The organism is Zestosphaera sp., assembly GCA_038843015.1.
Lineage (GTDB): Archaea > Thermoproteota > Thermoprotei_A > Sulfolobales > NBVN01 > Zestomicrobium.
Genome location: JAWBSH010000008.1, coordinates 54,520 through 75,342 on the forward strand (window position 1 = coordinate 54,520; position 20,823 = coordinate 75,342).

Here is a 20,823-nt window from a genome sequence, read left to right on the forward strand (position 1 = left end):
GAGGGGCTTCCTAGTCCACCAGAAAACCATCTCCCAAAACTCAGGCCTCCCACCACCTTTCTTCTCCTTCAGAGAAGCCTCGTCAACCTCACTCACAGGAAACTCAAGACTCTCAAGGAAAGAACTCAATCAAGACCCCAACTTAATAGTTCCGCAAACAAAATATAAGGATTTACTACAGAAAGCAAACTACTCTTAACTCACAGTGCATGTTTATCTTTATATAGTTTTAGTCACAACATAATTATGTGGGTTTAATACGTGACAAAAGTTGTCTTAATAAAGAACGGGTGTTTTAAATGGAGAAATTATGGTTTGACTCACTGCCGATGGAGTTCTTTTATGGGGGTGTAGTCGGGGTCACTCTGGCGCCGTACGTGGGGTTGGTGAGACTTAAGTTCCTAGAAGAGATTCCGGTAAGATTCAAGCATTATGAGTCGCGCTTGAAGACTGTGAAGAATTTGGGTGATGAGGTAGTTCTCTACGTCCTACACTACGGAAAATACGTTAAGTTAGGTTCCTCAAAAGCTTCTCAAGCCTTTAGCAGGATGTATTCGCAGGCACCTATTGCTGGGATGGTAGTGTCAAAGCTAGTGGTCACGGGCGATAACGTAGATCTTGAGTCAAGTCTCGAGAGGCCTCTAGCCAATAAACTGAGTTCCTCGTTAAGAAGATTTGAAATCACTACGCGGAAGAAGGAGGTTGAAACTTTAGTCAACTACTTAATTAGTGGAAGAACAGATCAGGAGAGGGTCCTTAACGACTTAAGGAGTGTCTCAGAAGCTTCTTGGAGGTTACTGTGGGGTGTGAGAGGCTCTTACGCCCTCACGACACCACCTTCTGAGTACTGGTTTACAACACTAATTGATGATGAAAGTCTTGAAATACTACGTGCAAGTAAGTCTTTAAGAGGTCTCCCAGAACTGAGGAAGACGAAATGTGATAGGAGGTTCTGTAGAGGCACATTAACAATACTTCACAACGCTATTTGCGTGTTATGTGTTGAGTCAAAGAATTATGTTGAGTACTGCGATAAGGTATCTTATAATCTGCTTATTGAGGTGGAGTAGAATGAATACCTCTAAATACTATCTCTTAGCTTACGATGTTGCTCTAGAGAACCTCAGCACCCTATACGTGTATAAGGTGCCAGAAGAGCAGGTGGGTTTAGCTAGATACCTACTCAACCAGGAGCGAGTACCACACACTATAAGTAAAGAGCCTGGAACGACAGGTTTAAAAATCTGCACTACTGACAGAAGTAGCCTGCTTGAGAGTAAGTTGGGCTACGAATATCATGCTGAAGAGGCTAAGCCTTCAGAGAAGACACTAAATAGGCTAATCTCGTCAGCCGTGAGACTCAGATTCCTAGAGGAAGGGTGGGTTAGTTCCGTAAGTAAGATATACAAACCTGACCCCAGTAAAGCTAAGCCCTTAATAAACAATCTTGCTTTAAGATATGAGCACTCTGTTCGCCTCACAGTAGATGACTTGAGCTCTGGTAGGAAGGCACTATTCATAGACCCAACATCAAAAATAGAGTTCACCAAAACACTTGACTACATAAGTAAAGTATACCCAGAACAGGCGAAAGAAATATCTTTTATTAAGATAAAGGGGACTCCTACATCTTTCTATATAGTCCATAACGAGGAAGCTAGAGAAAGCTATAAGGAAGTATATAGTAAGGTTGCTGAAGCGATCAGTGTCTATCAAGGATTAAAAGTTAGCTTCCCTAAAAACACTCGAGAAGTAGTTACAGCCACCCCCAAAAGCCTCAGGTTAAACAACATACTGCGCAGTAAGATACCTAACCTACCTTTAAGTGAGAAACGTGTGGTGCTACCGCTACCTGCTGAAGTCCTAGTCCCCGTTGGTACACTAGAGAACGTTTCCCTCTTCGGAAGCACTCCCTCGCTAGTTATTCCTCCAGAAGAAAGAGTTGAGAAGGTTAAGAATATAGCGAGTGAGCTAGACCTGGAGAGATTAGACTTCAGCGGCATAAGGGTTAAAATAGGTCGTGAAAAGCTACTCTCAATAACTTCTAGGGACTTTATAGAAATTTCATACAGTAATGAAGAACTGAAAAAGCTTTGGGACTGGGAACCTACCTTTAAGAACGACCCCAGCAGGCGTAGGCTACTCCTCATAGTTAAACTCAAGGCTGACATAAAGACCTATAGTGATAAGTGTCTCCAGGCTACGCAAAAGATATATGAAGGGCTTAAGAACCGATTCCCCGAAGTATTTAACGTGCAATATACTGACGTCTTAGTTAGCTTAGAAGACCTAGACGCAATAGTCTCAACATATTCTGGAGGTTACGACGAGAAGTACGTGGTCTTACTCTACGATAGAGACCTAGATAAACACGGCAATCTAGTAGGGCGGTTTGAGTTAGGCTTCGCTCAGAGAGGCTTCTACCCACACGTAATAGATTTAAGTACTGAGGATGGTTACGACAGCAAAATAAAGTTTAAGCTGATGAATATAATAAGAGATTTTGCTGTTCGAGTCAATGCAGTTCCTTCAGCTCCCAGCCCACCACCTCAGTTAAGAGGTATTAGCGTAGTCGGTATAGACTCAACTATAGTGCCTTTAAAGAGAAGTCACGTGTATGTTGGTGTAGCTATCACGCTCATAAAACCTGACGGCAGTATAGACTATGACGTGAAGATCTCGCGTCTAGCCGAGAGCGACGTAGACGTACTGACTTCAGTTATCCGAGATGAATTACGTCAGAATCCTAGGTTGTTAGTCATAGTGAATAAGTCTAGCTTAGACTCGTTTCTAGAGAACTTAGGGTCTGAGACACTTAAAGACTGTATCTTAGTCAGTGTTACCAAGACTCACTCATATTCCAGATTACTAGCCAAATATAACGACAAGTTCGTCAATCTCTCCAAGACTAACTTGTTTGTGAGACTGGCTCCGTCGTATAACGGTGGAGTCCAGATATCCAGGTATTTAGCTAATACTACGACGTACTCCAGAGGGAGCTATGAGGCGGGCACTATAAGACCAGTACTATTTAACATAGCAGGCAGCATCGACCACGATATAATTCTTCAATACCTCCAAAAACTAACTTATTACGCACCAATATCTAAGTCGTGGCTTCCTTCAATACCCTGGCCCCTACACAAGTCTGACAAGATATGCAAGAAAATCAACAGGATCCTGAAAGCCGCTGGAGAGAGCTCCATACTAGTCGACATCCCTCAAGATGTATGGCGAAAACTATGAGTTATTCAATCTACACGTGAGTTTAAAGCTGTAGAACAAGTTTAGTGGTTCTGACCGCACTACCTCGCGGACCTCAAATGCTGGTGAGGTGCTTAAAAATTAAATACTGCTTGAGGCATATTCTATGTAAGGGAATTAATTCATGTTAAGTCGATGTATTGTCGAGAATGTTCACCCGTATCACGTAACGTATTTGTCTAACCTATACGGAATTTTGATTTCAAAGAGTCTTAAAGCTAAGAGTCTTCTTGATAAAGAGGGAGTAAATTATCAAGACCCTACTATTGAGTTAATTCATGATGACGAGAAAGACATGTACGAAGACAGTAAAGTCGTAAAAGACCTTTACGTGAGTAGAGTAGAGCGTTCCTACAAGTCTGCATGCGTTGACTTAAAGAAAAGCTGCAATCTAGAAGATTACGTAAGACTATATCTATTCAATGATGGCTCGCTCGGTCCTAACTACTTGTTTAGATTCATTATACACTCTTGGCAAAAACACGGTGGATTCGCTTTATTCGTGTTTAGGCCCGTCGTAGACTTATTAAGGAGTGCTACTGACTATTATTTTATGCTAGGGTCGGCTTTTAGCAAATACAGGGAGATATACGGAGACCTGAGCAGTTTCGTACAGAGTTTACTAGAGTCACAAGTGTACTTGTTGAACTATGAAAACGCTATTCTCGGCAAACGTAGAGAGGCTAAAGAATCTTTGGCTCTAGCTGAAGTCTTGAAGTGGTTTTTATCGAGTGAGCTTGGAATACTTCACACTATACCATTAAGTCAAGTAAGGGCTCTTTTCATATTTGCAGGCACAGAACCAGATCATGGATTGAGTTGGCTTGAAGATTTTGAGCTTACGGTTAGTGAAACGTCTTCTCGATCTCCTGTGGACGAGATGAGAACCTCTTTAAAGAAGATAGTAAGTCACTATGGTCTGCCTATTAAGCTTCGCGACTTGAAAGAGAGAGAAACTTGTGAGTCGCTCCTTAAAGATTTCTTAAAAGAAGAGAAGATATGTACGCTTCTTAAAGACCTTCAGATAGAGTCTTGGTTGATAGGCTTAAGAAAAACCCTTCATTCAAACAGGGTAAAACACGTAGTCTACATTATAAATTTAATACTCGCTACTTTTAATGGTGGATATGTATGCCCATTGCCTTAAGAAAGAAGAGAAATATATTATATGTAGAGAACGGAAATATTTTCGAGAGTGATGCTGACGTGTTAGTAAATTCTGTAAATACTAAGGGTGTTATGGGAGCAGGTATTGCTAGAGAGTTCGCTAAGCTCTTTCCAGAAATGTATGAAGATTACAGAAAGGCCTGCAGGAGCGGGAGGATTAGAATTGAGGGTAAGTTTCTTATCACGATCACTAAGAAGTCAAAGGAGCTTAACGTAATCGAGCTTACTTGCTGGGAACCTCACGTATGGAAAGGCATGTTTAGAGGGCGGGAAGTGTTAATACTAAACTTCCCCTCAAAAATATACTGGGACTTGCCTAGTCATCCTAAAATTATCGAAGCAGGTCTTAAGTGGATCTGCAACAATATAGAGTATTTATCAAGTATTCTCGGTAGGAGAATAACCAAGATAGCGTTACCACAGGTTGGCACCGGTCTCGGAGGACTAAAGTGGAGGACAGTAAAAGATCTCATAGAAAAACACTTAAGTAGCTGTGAGGATGTTACCGTAGAGGTCTACCTAAACTATTCAAAGAGAAAATCAAGCAAAACGAAATAGAGCTTTTACACTCCTGAGAAAGTAGTCCTTAGCAAGACAGATTTCTCAGATCCCTCTGCTCGCGCCAGATTTTCACGCTATATTTATGTATGGGAAACCCCCAAAATATAAATCTCATCATTTCATTAACTCAACTCTACAAATTTAGTTGTTTCGTCACCCCTATACATCCATATCATGTTAGCATCTTTGAAAGTGGGAGCCCTCTTATGGGTTTTTAATAGCAGTAGTTAGTCTTACTAATTCTCGTCTTAAGAACTTCGAGAGGAGCGATTTTAATGTCTGTGTCCCGTCTTTTATTGAGGAAGTGAGGTGCGTGTACGTAGTGTTCAAGATATTGAGGCGAGTATTAGTGAGGTGAGTGATTTGATTAAGATTCTTGAAGAGAGGATAGCAGTTGTTGAGAGAGACTTGATCAGGATTTATGAGTTGCAGGAGTTGTTTAAGAAGTGTGTTGAGGCTAGTTCTCATGGATAGTGAGGAAGTCGCTCTTAGAAGAGCCTTACTCGAGCTCTCGTCAAGAGCTGCTTCCCTGCGCTTCAAGCTAGTGATGTTGCTTGAGGAAGCAAGAATTGAGACTATAAGACTTTCAGGCTTCTTATCTTCTTGTGAGACACTTAATGGCAAAGAACACCCCCTTAGGAAGGAAGTAGAAGAACTTATTGCAAAATACGTCATCACGTCTGAGAAAGTTAAGAGCTGAATTCAGCTATTTAGTCTTTCCTGTAATGTAGCTTAGAGACTTAACGTGAAACACGAAACAAGTGAGATAAGAGTCTTAAGAAGGTTTTAAGTTATGTAGTAGTTAAGATGGTTTCTTCGTGGTAGAACTGCTGGCGGGATTCGACCCTAGGGTCTCCGGCTCTTGATTGAGGTTATGCGTGGTGATGCCGCATGACTTGATGACTTCATGCAACATCACGTGGTTTTGTGATTTGGTTTGATGTTGTTTAGGTTGTGGATGCGATGTAAGATGCTATTTTGTTGATGTCTCCTTTTATTAGGGTCGTGTATTGACCTGTGTGTACGTCGACTTCATAGATTTCTATGTAGTTTATCCCACCAAATTTACTGAAATGACTTGAGTACTTCTGTAGCTCGTCAAGTGGTGGTCTAGAAGTTATCTGCCCCGACAAATCCCTCGTTAAGTATGAGCCAGCAGGGTCGAGAATAGTTAGCTTACCTCCAGAGACAGGTATGAAGACGGCGAGATGGCTGGACCCGGAACTGAACTCTATGTGAGCTAGCCAAGCACGGTATTCTTTCCCGTGAACGTATATTGTGTAGTACTTGATCATTGCGTAAGCGAGGACTGCCTGGTCGTCGCAGTCTCCCTGACCGTACTCGGCCGTGAATCTCGGCTCCTGCACGTAGTTCCTCAACAGGGAGAACCTGTACGTGCATAACCTGTTGGCGTCGCACATGACGTATGTGGGGACCGGTATCTCAACGTCGTTCACGTACGCGACTTTAGAGGTTATCCACTTATAGATGTTTTCGAAAGAAGACCAGGGGTCTGACGCCTTAACTCCAGCATCATTCACGTAGGGAGCGACCGCCATAACGCTGGTTGGATTCAGCACACGCTTGAATGCTTTCGGGATGTTAGCCATTAGAGTCAGAGTCTCAACTAATTCCGCGAGCGTGGAATTCAGCTCGAGAGCTCTAGAGTTGATAGACCCGTACGTGTTCCCGAGCTTTAAATAGTCTGAACGTAGAGCGTCGTAACGTGAACGCAGTTCCTCATATTCTGTTCGTAAAGCCTCATAAGAAGCTCTCAGATTCTCATACTCCCTAACTAGGTTCTCATGCTTTTCTCGGAGATCTGCATACTTTCCGTTGGCCTCCCTCAATAAAGAAGCGTTTGAGTATAACCAACTCCGAAGACGGTCGTTCTCAACCTTGAGTAAAGCGACAGTCTTAATCATAGAATCATAAACGAAGAAGCAGAAACCAGCTTCAGCAACAAGCAACAAGATGAGAACACCTACAACAACCTTAACTCCAGGCAACTCCTTTTCACCAACCCATTAATTCCTATGCTCCATTGACAATATATAAACTGTGTTCCAAACCTCAGCTCACACTAACAAAACAGGAACTAAATAAAACCAAAATAACGTACATGACACTTAACGCGTTGCACAACATGAAAAACACGCTCTCAAACCTTTCATTAAATAAGGAAAGAGTGGAGCCGCCGGCGGGATTCGAACCCGCGACCCCCGGCTTACAAGGCCGGTGCTCTACCCGGCTGAGCTACGGCGGCTCTCCCTTATTGTTTTTCTTAAGGGTTTTATAATGTTTTATTTGGTGGTGTGTTTGAGGGTTAAGATAGTTGTTTCTTTAGGTCCTTCCTCGAGTTCTTTTGATGTTGTTGCTTCTATGTTGCGTGAGGGTGTTTCTGGTTTTAGGATTAACTTGGCTCACGGTGGGTTGAGTGATTGGGTTAAGATGGTTAAGCTGGTTAGGGATGCTGAGTCTCTAGTTGGTGGGTGTGCTTCAGTTATTGTTGATGTTAGGGGTCCTTCACTCAGGTTAGGTGATTTTCCTGGCGTGATTAGTGTTTCTGCGGGTTCCTTCGTTGAGTTCTGTGTTTCTGGTTTTTCAGCAGAGGTTCCCAGGATTCCGTTCCCGCATGAGGAAGTATTCGAGAGTGTTTCTGTTGGTGACTTGCTAGTGATGGATGATGGTAGGGCTAGGTTCAGAATCGTTGAGGTTTCTGGAGATTGCTTCAGAGCTCAAGCACTAACGTCTTGTGAGTTGAGGCAGAGGAAGAACGTAGTCTTCCCAGATAGGGAGTTTAGGGGGAGGTACCTGACTAGCGAGGACGTGGAAGCATTGAAGAGCTTGTGTAGGGAGGGGATAGACTACGTTGACGCGAGCTTGGTGAGGAGTGTTGAGGACGTTAAGGAGTTGCGAGACTACCTATCTAGTATCGAGTGTGGCGCGCTAGTCATGTCTAAGATAGAGACTAAAGAAGCAGTGAAGAACTTGAGTGAAGTTATTGAGGCCTCAGACGCTGTCTTAGTAGCTAGGGGGGATTTAGGGATGAACTTCGGTCTTGAGGAAGTACCTATACTGCAGAAAACGATCGTCGAGACCTCACATAAGGTTGGGAAGCCAGTCGTAGTAGCTACGCAACTCCTAGAATCAATGATTAACAACCCAGTACCGACGAGAGCTGAAGTCTCAGACGTTGCTAACGCAGTCTTAGAAGGTGTTGACGCTCTGATGCTCACTGGAGAAACAGCAGTAGGTAAGTATCCTGTCGAGGCAGTTAAGTGGTTGAGGAAGATAGCTGAGAGAGCTGAGTCTCTCTACAAGCCGACAACACAGAGAACCACAGAACACCTCAAGAAATCACTGAAGAAGAGGTACGCTAAGGGAGTCACAGAACTTGCTGAAGACTTGGGCGGGGTGCTTGCGATATACTCTATGAAGGGAACAACAGTATTCACCGTGGCTTCACTACGCCCCAGAATACACTACTACGTGGGGGTACCGACGAAAGAAATAGCTAGGAAGCTATCAATAGTTTGGGGAGCTAACGTCAAAGTAATTGAAGCAAGCAACTACGTAGAAGGACTCGAGAAACTCTATAATAACTTAGTTGGTAGTGGGGAGTTGAAGAAAGGAGACTTAGTAGTCTTGACTTACGGCTTGAGAGACAAAGAACAAGTAATTAAGGTTAGACTAGTTGAGTAGTTAGTTGAAGCTTTAAAATCAGTTAAGTATTACTAAATTAGCTCACGAGTTGAGGTAAATGTCTAAAGCACAGAAGAAGAAAGAAGTAGGTAAGGTAGTTAAGAAGAAGAAAGCTAGAGCGATAGCTCTTAAGATGAGGAGACTCGACATAATAGTAGTTGGCGTCATAATAGCTCTAATAGTTGCTGGAACGTACATGACTTTCTACGGAATCCCCACATTAAGCATGCCGACAGCTAAAGAGATTCCAGACCCCTTCGAGACCCTCAAGAAAGACACTGAATCCCTCTTCACCCAGAACTTAACTAACGCTACACTACTCATCAGGTACCGCGTGCGGGGCACCTACACTCTGAACACCCCGACCACCATATCAGACACTATGTACGTGACAGTAATACGCGACAAAAACACGAGTGAGTTGCTCGCATACTACGAGGCAACCCCCTACACTTCAGTCATTCTTAGAGAACTAGGTATTCAGTTTTTCGAGAGGAACGGCACCCTATCACCGCCGAGGATAAGCAGACCCGAAGAAATACTAGTAAATATTGAGGGGCTTGAAGAGAGGAACGCCTCCTACACGTACTCTTACGTAGGAGAAGAAGAAGTTACTGCCACGCTCTCAGTAATAAACATAACGTCACCGACTCTCGAGAAACTCAAGACAGTTACTGCTGTGAGAGCTACTCAAATCTACAAGTACTTGATAAGTTACGGGAGCAACACGATCACGCTGACTTTATGGGTAGACAAAGAAACTAGAGTTCCTCTGAAAGCTGTTCTCTCATCAAGTAAAGGTGAACTCACTTTCGTGCTTACTGACATAGCACATATCTAGTTTCTCTGAACCTATATTAACGTCGTTAAAGAGTAAGTAAGAGAGGTGTCGTGAGTGGAGAGAAGAGGTCCAGGCATAAGAGTACCTCCAGTCATTATGGACCAGCGTAGGCAGGCAGCGCTAGAGAAACTCAAGAACGTCAAGTACGTGGTAGCGATTACTTCAGGTAAGGGTGGTGTGGGGAAGTCATTCATTGCTTCAAACCTGGCACTAACTATGAGGATTCTAGGGTATGAGGTCGGGTTAATGGATATAGACTTTCACGGACCTTCAGCTCCTAAAATGCTGGGTATTAGAGGTCAGAGACTCATAGCTTTATCTAACGGCATACAGCCTGCTCAAGGACCTTTAGGACTTAAAGTAATGTCTCTAGATTTCCTCTTAGAAGATGACGACACTCCAGTCATCTGGAGAGGACCTATAAAGACTACAGCTATATTCCAGTTCGTGACTGACGTGTCGTGGGGTAACCTAGACTTCTTAATCATAGACATGCCTCCCGGCACCGGAGACGAGGCCATAACCGTAGCTCAGGAGATACCGAAGATAGACGGCGTAGTCTTCGTCACAATACCTTCAGAAGTCTCAGTCCTCGTTGTCGGCAGGTCAATAACTTTCTATAAGCGTTTGGGCAGGAGGCCTGTGGGCATCATAGAAAACATGTCGTCTTTCTACTGCCCTGACTCAGGAAAGACGTACAGGGTCTTCGGCAAAGGTTCTGGCAAGACACTCTCAGACAAGTACGGCATACCACTCTTAGCTGAAATACCTTTAGACCCGAGAATAGGTGAAGCAAACGATGAGGGCAGACCCTATGTGCTGGCCTACCCTGAATCACCTATCACTAAATCGTTCGCTGAGGCAGCTGAGAAAGTCAAGGAGATTCTTGAGTCAATAAAGAGCGAAGACACTGAAAAAAGTACTAACTAGGTTTCTTCTTATAACCGATGACTACCCTGCTAGCGAACATCGCGCTGTGCTGGCGCCCATCATAATACTTGTTTACCACGCCCCGACTCTTGAGAGTCTTGTCCACGTCCTCAGGCCCTAGCTTTAGGGGGTCGTGCTCGTCTGAAGCTATTACGTAGTTGCAGGCATAGCCGAATGAAGGTATCCAAGTCCAGTACTCTCTCACTATCTTGAAGACATTCTTCAAGTTACTCACTATCTCTTCGTAGACCTCAGGGAAGAAGAAAGAGTTGCCTGCTTGAGTCACTAATACCCCGCCATCCCTCAACAGCTTCTTAGTCTTAGCGTAGAATTCCACAGAGTAAAGCTTCCTGCTAATTTCTGGGCCGTAAGGGTCTGTGAGGTCACTAATGACTACGTCGTAGTAGTTTCGCGGCGCCTCCTCAACGTACTTGAGTCCATCCATTATTAAGACCTTAGCTCTGGGGTCGCTGAAAGACCCTCTATGCATGACTTCTAAGTACTTCTTAGCAAACTCTACTAACTCACCATCTATGTCGACCATAACAGCCTCAACAACTGTGTTGTGTTTCAGGACTTCTCTTAAAGTCGCGCCCTCACCACCACCAATGACTAGAACCCTAGCCGGGTTCGGATGAGTAGTCATCGCTGGCTGCACTAAAGACTCGTGATAGAGAAACTCGTCAGCCTCGGTAGACTGCACGTACCCGTCCAGAACTAAAGCCCTACCAAACTCTTCAAGATCTACTATCTGGACCTCCTGATATCTAGTCTTGGCAGCTACGTACACGTTCTTAACCTTCATCACCATGACTGTAGAGTTACCGACACCTTGAATCACGTTTAGCCCTAACCCAACCTCACTCACTTTACCACCCGAGAGTATATCTTTAGGAGATACGTTTAAGCATTAAAGCTCGCGCGCGAGACGAGAATTCCAGTCGTCTTAGAGTGCCGAACCCAAGGACGCAGCAATCACGAAAGTAAAGGAGATGAGTAGGGGCGAGGTATTCGCAACCAGAAGTTTTTAAGGTTTTATGAATACTGCGTGAGCTACTGTTAACTCCTTAAAAACACGACTACGTATTCCTGGGGAGACTAAGTGGATGTCTGGGAGCTGCTTTCTTGGGGTTTCTGGGTTTCTTGCATAGCTTGCTTAAGTAGTCTCTTAATAGGTGTAGCTTCTTTCGTCTTAGGCGATTTCGATAGAGGTAAGAAACTAGTTGGTGGTGGGTTGCTGGGTCTTCTAGTCTTGGTTTTTGGCTGGGGTTTAGTTAGTGCTCTGTATCCGGTGCCTCCACCAATACCTTACTCGTGGGTTCTGTACGCGTTAAGTGGCGTTGCTCTAGTCTTGTCTGCCACGTACTTGTCGATAGGCAGGCTCGAGGAGGGGAGCAGGCACTTAGTAGGTGCTCTCTTGATAGTTGGTTTGGGTTTTTTCGCTGCTTCCGTTACGGGCAGTCTCGAGTTGAGCTCTACTGGCTCGTTGACGGTCAGTCTATATCCTTCATCAACCTACGTTCAGTCTGGCGAGACACTAACTCTCGGGGTTTGCGTTTCAGGGACTGCCGAGTCTTCAGTGACGGTAATTATTGACTGGGGTGACGGCACCCTAGAAGAACATGATATAGCTCCTGACACGACCTACTCGTACAGCCACACGTACGTCACGAGCAACGCAACCACGACATTCCCTCTCGGCGTTAAGGCTGTTGACTCGAGAGGGCTTGAGGGCTACAACACAGTCCCGATAGCTGTAGTCAACTTAGGAGCTACGTGCGGCATTCCCTGGCCTTTCGACTTCCTCTGCGGTCTAGTCTCGGCTGTGAAGGTAGTGATTCCAGGACTAGACTTAAGCAAGCTGACTTCAGCTCCTGTCTTCCCCACAAACCCTAACAGCGAGTTATACCAGCTCTATCAGTGGGTTCTCGCAGTTTCTGTGAGTATCGTAGGACTCTTCCTGGCTTTCAGGATTGCTTGGGGGTTTGTATGGGGTGATTCAGGGAGAGAACTAATAGAGTCTTTTAAGGAAGCTGTCGTGGTGGTTGCTCTCTCTTTCCTGGCACCACACATATACAACGCGACCATAAACATACTGAATTACTTGACACTCACTACTATCTCAGGACTTGACGTAGGCCCCGTGCTAGCGCTAGTGTTTACTTACCCTCTAATCGGCGTGGTCCTCGGGTATTTCGTGCCGACTCTAGCCACGGTGGGTGCTTTCGTAATAATAGTCTTGATAGTTGTCTCGGCAGTCGTCTACGTTAGGTACTGGCTAATACTGACTCTAGTGACGACATCACCTCTCATCGCTGTTTCCTGGATGCACCCAGCTTTAAGGAAGTCTGCAGAACACCTCTTAACGTTGCTGGCTGGGCTAGTCTTAGCGGGGCCTATAGCGGCTGTTTTCATAAGAATAATCTACGTAATGACTCCAGCCAAAGAAATAACTTTCTCTCTAGTATTTCCTGTTTTGGTAGGTATTATGCCTAACGTGCTCGGCGTGCTGGGAGCTGGGGCCTCAGCAAGTGTTGGACGCTCACTAACTAGCATCGCGTGGGTCGCTGGCCTTAGAATCGCGCGCAGACTAGAGCATCAGGCGAGTGTCGTGCAGGCGAGCCCGTCGCGAGCACTAAGTAGTGCTAGCTCGACAGCGAGTCAAGTGTTGAGAGTCCGCATACCGCGTCCTAAACTAACTTCATCACCGGAAGAAAGTAGCTAGTAGAGCTAATCAAAAACCTCAACTTCTCTGAGATCTCTTCCTCCCGACTTTGAAGACTCTTACCTTCCCCCTCACTTCTGCCGGCTGTCGCTGGTAGATTGTCTGTAGCTTCTCGTAGCATTCTTCCCAGGTCCAGCTATGGACTTCCTTAAAGTCTTTAACACTTGATTTAATCCAGTTCCTCACGACTTGCTCTCTATGAGTTTCTAACTCGTTACATGACTCGACCTCAACAGCTACTGCCTCAGCGTATAGGGGCCTCCAAGAACTCTTATCGACTGGTATAGCTATCAAGTCAGGTTTCTCAAGTCCTGGTGCATTCTTTACTGGAACTACGTAGTAGCCTCTAGACAAGTACTTCAGTAAAACCTTCTTAGCTAGCCTCAGCCCCTCAGTACTGGGGGCCACAGTCTTTAATCCCTTAAAAAGTCCTTTAACGTACTTCACGACACGCTTATTACCTCTCCTCTCAACACTAACGAAGCCGCGAGCAGCCAGCTCGCTGATCACGTCCTCAACTTCTTTCCTCTGTGCTCCAAGCCTCGTAGCTAAGTCAATTACAGACACTTCTCTAGCTTTGTACGTCTCGTAGAGTGCTTGAAGACTCAGCGGCTTCGGAACCTCAACGTATTTCAGTACTGGATTGAGCAAGCTCTTCAAGTCTGTCTTACTGGGTTCTCCCGGGTCGTAAGCGTTCGTGCATATGTTTTTTCTTTTGGGGACGTGTTGCAGGAAATCAATTAAGACTATAGTTGGTGGTGGTTGTTGCTCGCCAGGCCTAGCAGCGATCTTCACTACTGCCTTACCCGTCGTTAAGCTAGTCAGTACTTTAGAGAGAGACTCTGTGAATCCAGCGTCTATTAAGGAGAGCTTCCTCACGTCATGTCCCCCCACCATAAAGACTATCTTCACAGCACAGTTCGTCAGCACTGACTGGAGTAGGTTGCGCGGCAACTGACTAGTGTGTTGGTGTGCTATGATTAAGTGGAGCCCGTACTTACGCGCCTCACTAAGCACAGTGTCTATTATAGGTAAGTCAGACACGAACTGAAACTCGTCTACGACAGCGAAGACAGGCGTCCTCTTGATTCCGAGTCTTGCACGCGCCAAGACCTCAAACCACAACTTCATTAGTATCGTGGAAGCGACTAGCCTGGCTAGATTCTCACCCAGGTCTGACTTAGGCACCGCGAATAAGGTTATGTGTCCGGGACTCATAATCTCGTCAAACCTTATAGTTGTTTTTGAAGTGAGTTTCAAGAGGAGCTTGTCTCTAGCGTAGGGTTCTAGCCTGCTCAAAGCACTTATGAATGTCTGGTCATGCATCCTCCTAAGAGCTGATAACTGCCTACCCCACTCAGGGTCGCCGACGTCTAAGTCTAGCTCGCCCTCGTAAAGAGCTAAGATGACGTCATGTAGGTTAGCCATCGTCGGCGAGTCTGACTTAGAGTATAGAGTCCTAAGTATTACTTGAAGTAAGTACTTGACATTCACTGCAGTCTCCATGAGCTTGAGAACCTCCCTAAAAACACCTAATAACACGTCAACAGCTATCGTCACCGCATGGTCTCTGTCTTCAGCTTTAGGCAGGTCTAGCGGGTTGATAGCGAAGGGCGATTTAATCGGGTGTAAGTAGGTACTCTCGGGAATCTCCTCAGCTAGTTCTCTAGCCATGTCGCCGTGCGGGTCAATAACTACTAATGAGGTGCTTCCTAACTCAGCTAGTCTGTGAGTGAGTAGCTTTAGTAGCGTAGTCTTTCCAGAACCTGTCTGGCCTATCACGTAGGCGTGTCTGTAGAGGTCATCAACTCCAACTCTGAACTCAGAACCGTCTTCTAGAACGCCAATCCTGAATGTCTTGAGTCCTCCCCGGCTAGGTGAGACAGCCGGTAAGGGAGACTCTCTAGTAAAGCCTACTCTATGTAGTGAGGGGTTAGGCAACTTAATAATCTCACTAATCACTTCCTCGTTAAGTAATGTCTTATTCCTAAAACCTAAGAGCTTATCCCAGAAACACACACGCGGGGGCTTAACTAAACTCGCCAGTACTTCAGGGTCTGCTGTTCTGCGCAAGACCCACTTAAGCTCAACAGTTGACGAAGCTCTCACTAAATCACACAAGTTCTTTAGGTCCCCCCTACTACCAGCGAGGACGAGAACCTTACCTAAGACTAACTTATGTATCTTCTTCAGCATCTCAGAAGACTGTAACTTAAGCGTTAGATTCTCTTGTTTTGAAGCTTTCTTAGAGAGTGTGGCGAGCCTCTTGAGGAGGAGAAGCCTTACTCTAGGGTCTCTACTGACGGAAACGCAGACACCGCCCGGAAAGCTGAGAGAGTTTATGAGTCCCGGCAGGTCCGAGATAATCAAGTCTGAAAACCATAATTCGTTACTTCGCTTAAGTCTAGACTCAGCAACCCACACAACACCCTTAAAAGTCTTGAGTAGGTCTCCATAGCTTCTCTCATAAACGCCGAAGAAACCCCTTAGTGTCGCCGGGTAGGTCAGTGTCTCGAGGAAAACAGAGACTCTAGTCTCGTTGCTGATTAAGCAGTAAGTGAAGGAGTGGCCGAAAACACTCAACTCAAGCTTCTGAGAATTAATCCTCGGCACCAGCTCGACGAGCGTGACACACCCCTCAAACAAGAGCTACTCTCTTAAAACTTGAGAGACTAACCAGGAAAGTCGTTAAAAAGGGCTCGAAGATTATGTGGGTGACGTAAATTGAGTCTGTCTCTACAAGCAGTACCCATTACTGTGACGCCTACCCCACCACCAGGTATAGGGAGCGCCGTCACTACTATGCTCTCATGGCTTTACTGGATAGCTTGGGTTGCTGTTGTTGGGGCAGGACTCTTCGGGGGCTTCAAAATAGCTACCGGCGATTATGAAGGCGGCAAGAAGTACTTGGGCGGGGCTATCGCAGGTGCTGTCATACTAGCTTTCTTGTGGGTCCTCATAGGAGGACTCCTCGGGAGTTAACGATACGGTAGTTATTAGTGGTCTCCTAACCCTGAAAGTCAAGACCAAAACACTTTTTCTACTCAACTCACTCAACCCGCTAACGAATACTCTCAACTCTCCCGTGAATCTCGGGCTACTATTCACTCTACCCCTAGCTATGCTGAGGTGCGCGTCCAGCAACGCACTCCTCCCTATCAAGACAGCGTCTTCGGGCTTGAAGTAGTGTTTGTACTTGTAGAGAGCTACTGAAGTTATAGAGTCTTTTATGGGGACACTCAAGTTCAGGTCTAGAGTGAGTCTCTCCTTACTCAAGTCTATAGAAGAAATTCTCGCAGTGTCTCTGGAAGTTTCTAGTCTGAAGAGCGTCGCTACTTTCTCAGCGTAAGTTATGGCTTTCCTCCTAGCAACAAGTCTGCTCACTCTCTCTACCTTACTGAATCTGCCGCCACCCGAGTAGTAACTCATGTACGTCCTCACTACCTCAGGTATGTAGAAAGACTGCATAGAGGGCTCCCAGGTAGGGGTTCTCGTGAAGTACCTACCACACGACACACACTTAAAGAGTTTCTTGCTCTTAGCAGAACCCCACCCAACGACTCTCTCAGAGAAGCAGAAAGGACACAAGACATACACGGCCAGCCCTGAGAGAGCGTCAGCACACTTAACGTACTGCCTGAAAGCGTTGTGGAATCTCCCTAACGAGACTTTATCACGGAAGACCTCCCTAACTAAGTCGAAAGTCCTGTAACCCCTCACTAGAAGAACTGCTAGAGCAGACTCTTCAGACCTGCCGAGAGAACACAAATCACACTCGCCGACCACGAACCTAAGCAAGCTCGTAGCTCCGTAAATCCCTATCCTAGAAAAGAGTCTCTCAACACCCTCTACGTTACCTAAACTTACTGGCTCGTGGTCTTTGAGCCAGAAGCCTGGGTCTTGCTCCGGCATCTTACGTCAAGTGTATGTCGTAAAACGGAAATAAAAATACTAAACAAACACGCGGGCGAGGAAAGCCTCACGCGCGAACCCCGAAAACTTTATTTAGACTTGATTAAGAACCTCATAATACGTCTTTGGATATAAAAACACTTAACTCAGTTAATGACTTCATCACTTAATAGGAGTAAAGACTGTGAAAATCAGTGTCGTGAGTGCTGGGTATGTAGTTGATAAGTTCTTGCCTAACACAATCTTAGAAACGCTGTACCCGAGAACGAGTAGTGAAGTGTAAGAAACTAGTAGAGTGTTTGTTAGTGAGGCTAGCTCACACCCTAAAGTTGCTGTTGACGCGATCAGGAAGGGGGCTAAGAAGATTACGGAAGTCATTATCGTGAGCGCGGCGATATACTGCCATAAAGTCCTCCTAACTTCGTAAACGAAGTTAACAAACACCTCAAATACTTCAGGGTCGCAATCTCCTAGTTGTTTAAGGAAAGCTAGTGCCTCACTCAAGTAGAGTATGAGCCAGGACCTCACACGCTTCTTGAGAGTTTCTTCAAGCTCCCTATCTTCGTAGAGTTGGAGAGACCTGAAGACTCTCACGTGATTAGAAGCTCTACTAACTACTCTGCCCACGACCGTGTTAAGTACTGCCCTCAACTGTAGGGTTGCGGGAAGTAATCCGAGAACTAGAGAAGCTACTGAAGCTTGCTGGAGACATCTCGTAAAGCCGGCTACGTCCCCCTCAATCAGGTGCTGTAGTGGAAAGACTAGTAAGGCTGTTCCAGCAACGTAAGAAGCTCTAAAGACTTTAAGTAATTTCTCGTCGATTACTGCCTGAAGACCTACTGGGTAGTCAGGAAAGAGAGAAGTTGTTAGGAAACCCGCCAACACTAAGAGAGGCACTACGAAGCTAGTTAGTTCTTCACCTACTAGGAAGGTTATGCTGAGCGCTACTAAAGGCCCTATAGTTAGCCCGACGCAAGTAGTTATTCCCGCGTTGACTCTGAAAGAAATAGATCTAGTTATTTGAGAAGATATTGTTTTCATGAAGTCTGAGGCGTAGTCTCTGAGCTGGCTTAAAGCAGTGCCGGAATTAAGCGCTACTGAGTACTCGATCAAGAAGTACTTAGTCTTTCCTGAAGTGATTCTGGAGAGTGTTGTGAGCGCTTCAGCGACTCCCACAATCTCAGCAAGCTTAACAAACCTCTCACCAAGAGACTTGAAAGACTTGAAGACTCTTGACGTGCTCACGAACTTCAGGAACTCGATAAACTCAAGCCCTGTCTTGCTCGCGGCTGTCGCAGTAAGCACAGCGAACGGCAACTCATCATCGAGTTTCTTGTTAATAGAACTTACTGAGGTGAGTGTCTCTAGCACTCTAAACGCGGACGAGACAAGAAGTAAGGCACTCAAGGAAGCAACTAGTGTTAAGTCTGCATCTAACAGTCTAACATAGTAGAGTATTACTGGAGTTAGGGAAGCCGGACTCAGCGCTAGAGCTAGCTTGAGTTCTTTCTCAGCCCTAACATACCTGCTGATCCTCGGGTCGACTAAGACTACGTACTTACGGTACTTCTTAAGAATCTTCTCCAGCATCTTCAAGTACCTCAAGACTCGACTTAAAGTCAGACTTACTCCTTAACTCGTCTAGTCTCTTAATCCTTGAGAAGAGTTCTTGAAGAGTGATTTCAAGACCGTCTCTAGTTCTCTCCCAGACTTTATTAATTACTACTTTATCTTCTGAAGAGTCGTAGACTAGCTCAGCTAATTCTCTCAAGACTCTCCTCGGCTTCTCAGAGAAGCTCATGACTGCTATGAAGTTAAACATACCTATCTGTGAGTTACTCAAGCTTATCGGCTGGCTCCTCAGCCTAGTAACGACTTCTTCAGGGCTACCGCCGTGGAACGACGTAATACCTCCTAAGCCTGCCAGCAGAGACTGAGCAAGGACTTGAGCTTCAGAGCCTCTAGTCTCGCCTACCACGAGTAGTTTCGTGGCTGAAGACCTTAAAGCAGCTTTAGCTAAGTCAAACAAGTCTATCTTCACAGAACCTAGCTCGAAAGCCACGTACCTACTCCAGCTACTGTTAACTGGAGGGTCTATCTCACCAGTATCTTCAATCACTACTACCTTCCAGTCCGTGGGGACGTACGAGTGTAGTAGAGACCTAATCAGTGTTGTTTTGCCAGACCCTGGAGGACCCGCAACTATTAGTGAGCCTCTAGACAAGACCAAGAACTTAAGCAGTTCCGCAACAGCTCTCGGAAGCACCCCCTGCTCTACTAAGACGTCCGTGTGGGGAGGTACTGAAGTCTTCTTCCTAATAATTATCTCAGGCCTCTTAGCAGAGACTATGTGCGACACTAGATGAACTCTGTGGCCGCCGTCTCTCAAAGGCATTTGAGTATCTACTATAGGGTTGCTCGCGGAGATGTAGGTAGAACACCTAGAAGCTATCGTCTGCTGCAACTCAGTGACTTCTTCTAAGGAAGTCAAGAAGATGTTAGTCTGGATGAAGTCTGCTTGAGGCTCGAGAGTCTCGACTAGCTTGTGCCTCACCCACACAGGGCCTGGACCCTCAACGCTGACGTCGATGACGTGCGGGTCGTCGAGCAACACCTGCAACTTCTTGTAGCCAGTTAGTGTCTTGAAGACGTAAGCAGCTGCAGGAACCTCCTCACGCGAGATGCCGAGCACTAAAGAAAGAACATCGCTTAAGTTGTTACCCCTCCTAATAAGTAAGACTATGTCTTCAAGCCTTGACTCAACTAAAGCACAGAATTCTCTAGAGACTCCTTCTAAGACAGCGTGATATGTGATTCTCGAGTTATTTTTGATTAACTTGATGACGTAAGCACCGACTTGATACTCCGCGATGACATCGCCTGAAGGGATCTCACTAGTGATTGAGAGTCTTGCCTCGCTTTCCTCGAGTTTAGGCCTCGCGAGACCCAGCCTAACTCTCTCGAAGATTCTCAAGCGCTCGCGAAGCACTACAAACCCCTTAAGAAGCTAAGTAGTGATTTTAAGGACTCTACTCAGGGAACGCAAGCCATGACTAAAGAAGCGTTAGTTTCAGGGTCTACGAGAAGTACTAACACCTCACCCAACCCTCCAACACTACTCAGTGTCAGGCGGGCAGTACTCTCAGGCATTAAAGACTGCGGGAAGACGAAATCTAGTGTTTCGTTGTGCGCGGTCTTCACCCCCCATATCATGAATTCCCTGCCATGAGTGTTCTCCAGAATTATCGTGAGGTCTCCATTACTCACTACACACTCCAGAGTTACTACACCGACTATCGAGTAAGTGTTTTGTTGTGTGATGAAGTAACTTGCGGTGTTGCTTGCGAGAGCAACTATAGAGAGTAGAGTCAGAACAGCTATTAAGTATTTCTTCACTAAAAACACCTCGTCAGCTTGGGGGGACCTTCTTCTCTAGCACTTACTACCCGCCACTAGCTTTGATTACTTGCGTGGTGCTTGTAGCGACGTCGGAAACCCTGACATGTACTGCTGCAGGGACTGACGCAGGTTTGTTTATCGTTAAGTATATCATTACTTCAGACTTCCCCGGAATAACTACTGAGAGCGGCGGGCTTAAGACTGCCGTCACTCCTCCAGCACCAGTCACAGTACCTAGTGAGTTCGTAGTAGTAGCCACTCCCGCAACTCTCGAGCCGTCAGTGAGTGTTATGTCAACTCCTTCTAGCCTGAGGTCTCT

At 45.7% G+C, this 20,823-nt stretch carries 20 protein-coding genes and 1 tRNA gene; 11 read left to right on the top strand and 10 right to left on the bottom strand.

Features of this window, described 5'->3' with window-relative positions:
• Positions 1-96, bottom strand: a 96-nt coding sequence (locus QXL29_06455; protein ID MEM2284234.1) for a DUF1156 domain-containing protein, incomplete at its 3' end; no start/stop codon positions are given.
• Positions 97-299: 203 nt separating this feature from the next.
• On the opposite strand from QXL29_06455, the gene QXL29_06460 reads away from it, so the two are divergent.
• The 6 genes from QXL29_06460 to QXL29_06485 all read left to right on the top strand — a co-directional run bounded on the left by QXL29_06460 (position 300) and on the right by QXL29_06485 (position 5,692).
• Complete coding sequence (locus tag QXL29_06460; protein MEM2284235.1) at positions 300-1,070, top strand: hypothetical protein; 771 nt, start codon at positions 300-302, stop codon at positions 1,068-1,070.
• A gap of 1 nt (position 1,071) precedes the next feature.
• Positions 1,072-3,246, top strand: a complete 2,175-nt coding sequence (locus QXL29_06465) for a hypothetical protein (GenBank protein MEM2284236.1) — start codon at positions 1,072-1,074, stop codon at positions 3,244-3,246.
• A 142-nt stretch (positions 3,247-3,388) separates the two neighbouring features.
• The gene (locus QXL29_06470) at positions 3,389-4,411 is read left to right on the top strand and encodes a hypothetical protein (protein ID MEM2284237.1); all 1,023 of its coding nucleotides are present in this window, start codon (positions 3,389-3,391) and stop codon (positions 4,409-4,411) included.
• Positions 4,396-4,989 (top strand): macro domain-containing protein, encoded by a 594-nt coding sequence (locus QXL29_06475; protein MEM2284238.1) that lies wholly within the window; start codon positions 4,396-4,398, stop codon positions 4,987-4,989. Before QXL29_06470 ends, QXL29_06475 begins: the two co-directional genes overlap by 16 nt.
• 312 nt (positions 4,990-5,301) lie before the next feature.
• Positions 5,302-5,466, top strand: a complete 165-nt coding sequence (locus QXL29_06480) for a hypothetical protein (protein MEM2284239.1) — start codon at positions 5,302-5,304, stop codon at positions 5,464-5,466.
• A complete protein-coding gene (locus QXL29_06485; protein MEM2284240.1) occupies positions 5,444-5,692 on the top strand; it encodes a hypothetical protein in 249 nt (82 codons plus the stop codon). Before QXL29_06480 ends, QXL29_06485 begins: the two co-directional genes overlap by 23 nt.
• A 247-nt stretch (positions 5,693-5,939) precedes the next feature.
• Here QXL29_06485 and QXL29_06490 read toward each other — a convergent pair whose 3' ends face one another.
• Positions 5,940-7,001, bottom strand: a complete 1,062-nt coding sequence (locus QXL29_06490; protein MEM2284241.1) for a hypothetical protein — start codon at positions 6,999-7,001, stop codon at positions 5,940-5,942.
• 180 nt (positions 7,002-7,181) lie between these two features.
• Positions 7,182-7,258, bottom strand: a tRNA-Thr gene (locus QXL29_06495).
• A 44-nt stretch (positions 7,259-7,302) separates the two neighbouring features.
• Between QXL29_06495 and pyk the strand changes: the two genes are divergently transcribed.
• The 3 genes from pyk to QXL29_06510 are packed head-to-tail and all read left to right on the top strand — an operon-like array spanning position 7,303 to position 10,468.
• Complete coding sequence (gene pyk / locus QXL29_06500; GenBank protein MEM2284242.1) at positions 7,303-8,697, top strand: pyruvate kinase; 1,395 nt, start codon at positions 7,303-7,305, stop codon at positions 8,695-8,697.
• Positions 8,698-8,755: 58 nt separating this feature from the next.
• Positions 8,756-9,538 (top strand): hypothetical protein, encoded by a 783-nt coding sequence (locus tag QXL29_06505; GenBank protein ID MEM2284243.1) that lies wholly within the window; start codon positions 8,756-8,758, stop codon positions 9,536-9,538.
• A gap of 54 nt (positions 9,539-9,592) precedes the next feature.
• On the top strand, positions 9,593-10,468 hold the full coding sequence (locus QXL29_06510; GenBank protein MEM2284244.1) for an Mrp/NBP35 family ATP-binding protein: 876 nt from the start codon (positions 9,593-9,595) through the stop codon (positions 10,466-10,468).
• On the opposite strand, the gene speE is transcribed toward QXL29_06510, so the two are convergent.
• Complete coding sequence (gene speE, locus QXL29_06515; protein ID MEM2284245.1) at positions 10,461-11,336, bottom strand: polyamine aminopropyltransferase; 876 nt, start codon at positions 11,334-11,336, stop codon at positions 10,461-10,463. The genes QXL29_06510 and speE overlap by 8 nt on opposite strands.
• Positions 11,337-11,570: 234 nt before the next feature.
• Between speE and QXL29_06520 the strand changes: the two genes are divergently transcribed.
• A complete protein-coding gene (locus QXL29_06520) occupies positions 11,571-13,193 on the top strand; it encodes a hypothetical protein (GenBank protein ID MEM2284246.1) in 1,623 nt (540 codons plus the stop codon).
• Positions 13,194-13,211: 18 nt separating this feature from the next.
• Here QXL29_06520 and QXL29_06525 read toward each other — a convergent pair whose 3' ends face one another.
• Positions 13,212-15,839, bottom strand: coding sequence for an ATP-binding protein (locus QXL29_06525; protein MEM2284247.1), 2,628 nt, complete (start codon positions 15,837-15,839; stop codon positions 13,212-13,214).
• Positions 15,840-15,917: 78 nt separating this feature from the next.
• Between QXL29_06525 and QXL29_06530 the strand changes: the two genes are divergently transcribed.
• Positions 15,918-16,175 carry a hypothetical protein gene (locus QXL29_06530; GenBank protein MEM2284248.1) on the top strand — a complete coding sequence of 86 codons (258 nt, stop codon included), beginning with the start codon at positions 15,918-15,920 and terminating at the stop codon, positions 16,173-16,175.
• Here QXL29_06530 and QXL29_06535 read toward each other — a convergent pair.
• From QXL29_06535 to QXL29_06555, 5 genes are all read right to left on the bottom strand, one after another.
• A complete protein-coding gene (locus QXL29_06535; GenBank protein MEM2284249.1) occupies positions 16,131-17,105 on the bottom strand; it encodes a hypothetical protein in 975 nt (324 codons plus the stop codon). The genes QXL29_06530 and QXL29_06535 overlap by 45 nt on opposite strands.
• Before the next feature lie 162 nt (positions 17,106-17,267).
• Positions 17,268-18,695, bottom strand: a complete 1,428-nt coding sequence (locus QXL29_06540) for a hypothetical protein (protein MEM2284250.1) — start codon at positions 18,693-18,695, stop codon at positions 17,268-17,270.
• Entirely contained in the window at positions 18,676-20,094 is a 1,419-nt protein-coding gene (locus QXL29_06545) for a type II/IV secretion system ATPase subunit (GenBank protein MEM2284251.1), read from the bottom strand. The genes QXL29_06540 and QXL29_06545 overlap by 20 nt, the downstream gene beginning before the upstream one ends.
• A 44-nt stretch (positions 20,095-20,138) precedes the next feature.
• Positions 20,139-20,501 (bottom strand): hypothetical protein, encoded by a 363-nt coding sequence (locus QXL29_06550; GenBank protein MEM2284252.1) that lies wholly within the window; start codon positions 20,499-20,501, stop codon positions 20,139-20,141.
• Between the two features lie 46 nt (positions 20,502-20,547).
• Positions 20,548-20,823 (bottom strand): hypothetical protein (locus QXL29_06555; protein MEM2284253.1); only part of this gene is annotated, 276 nt, incomplete at its 5' end.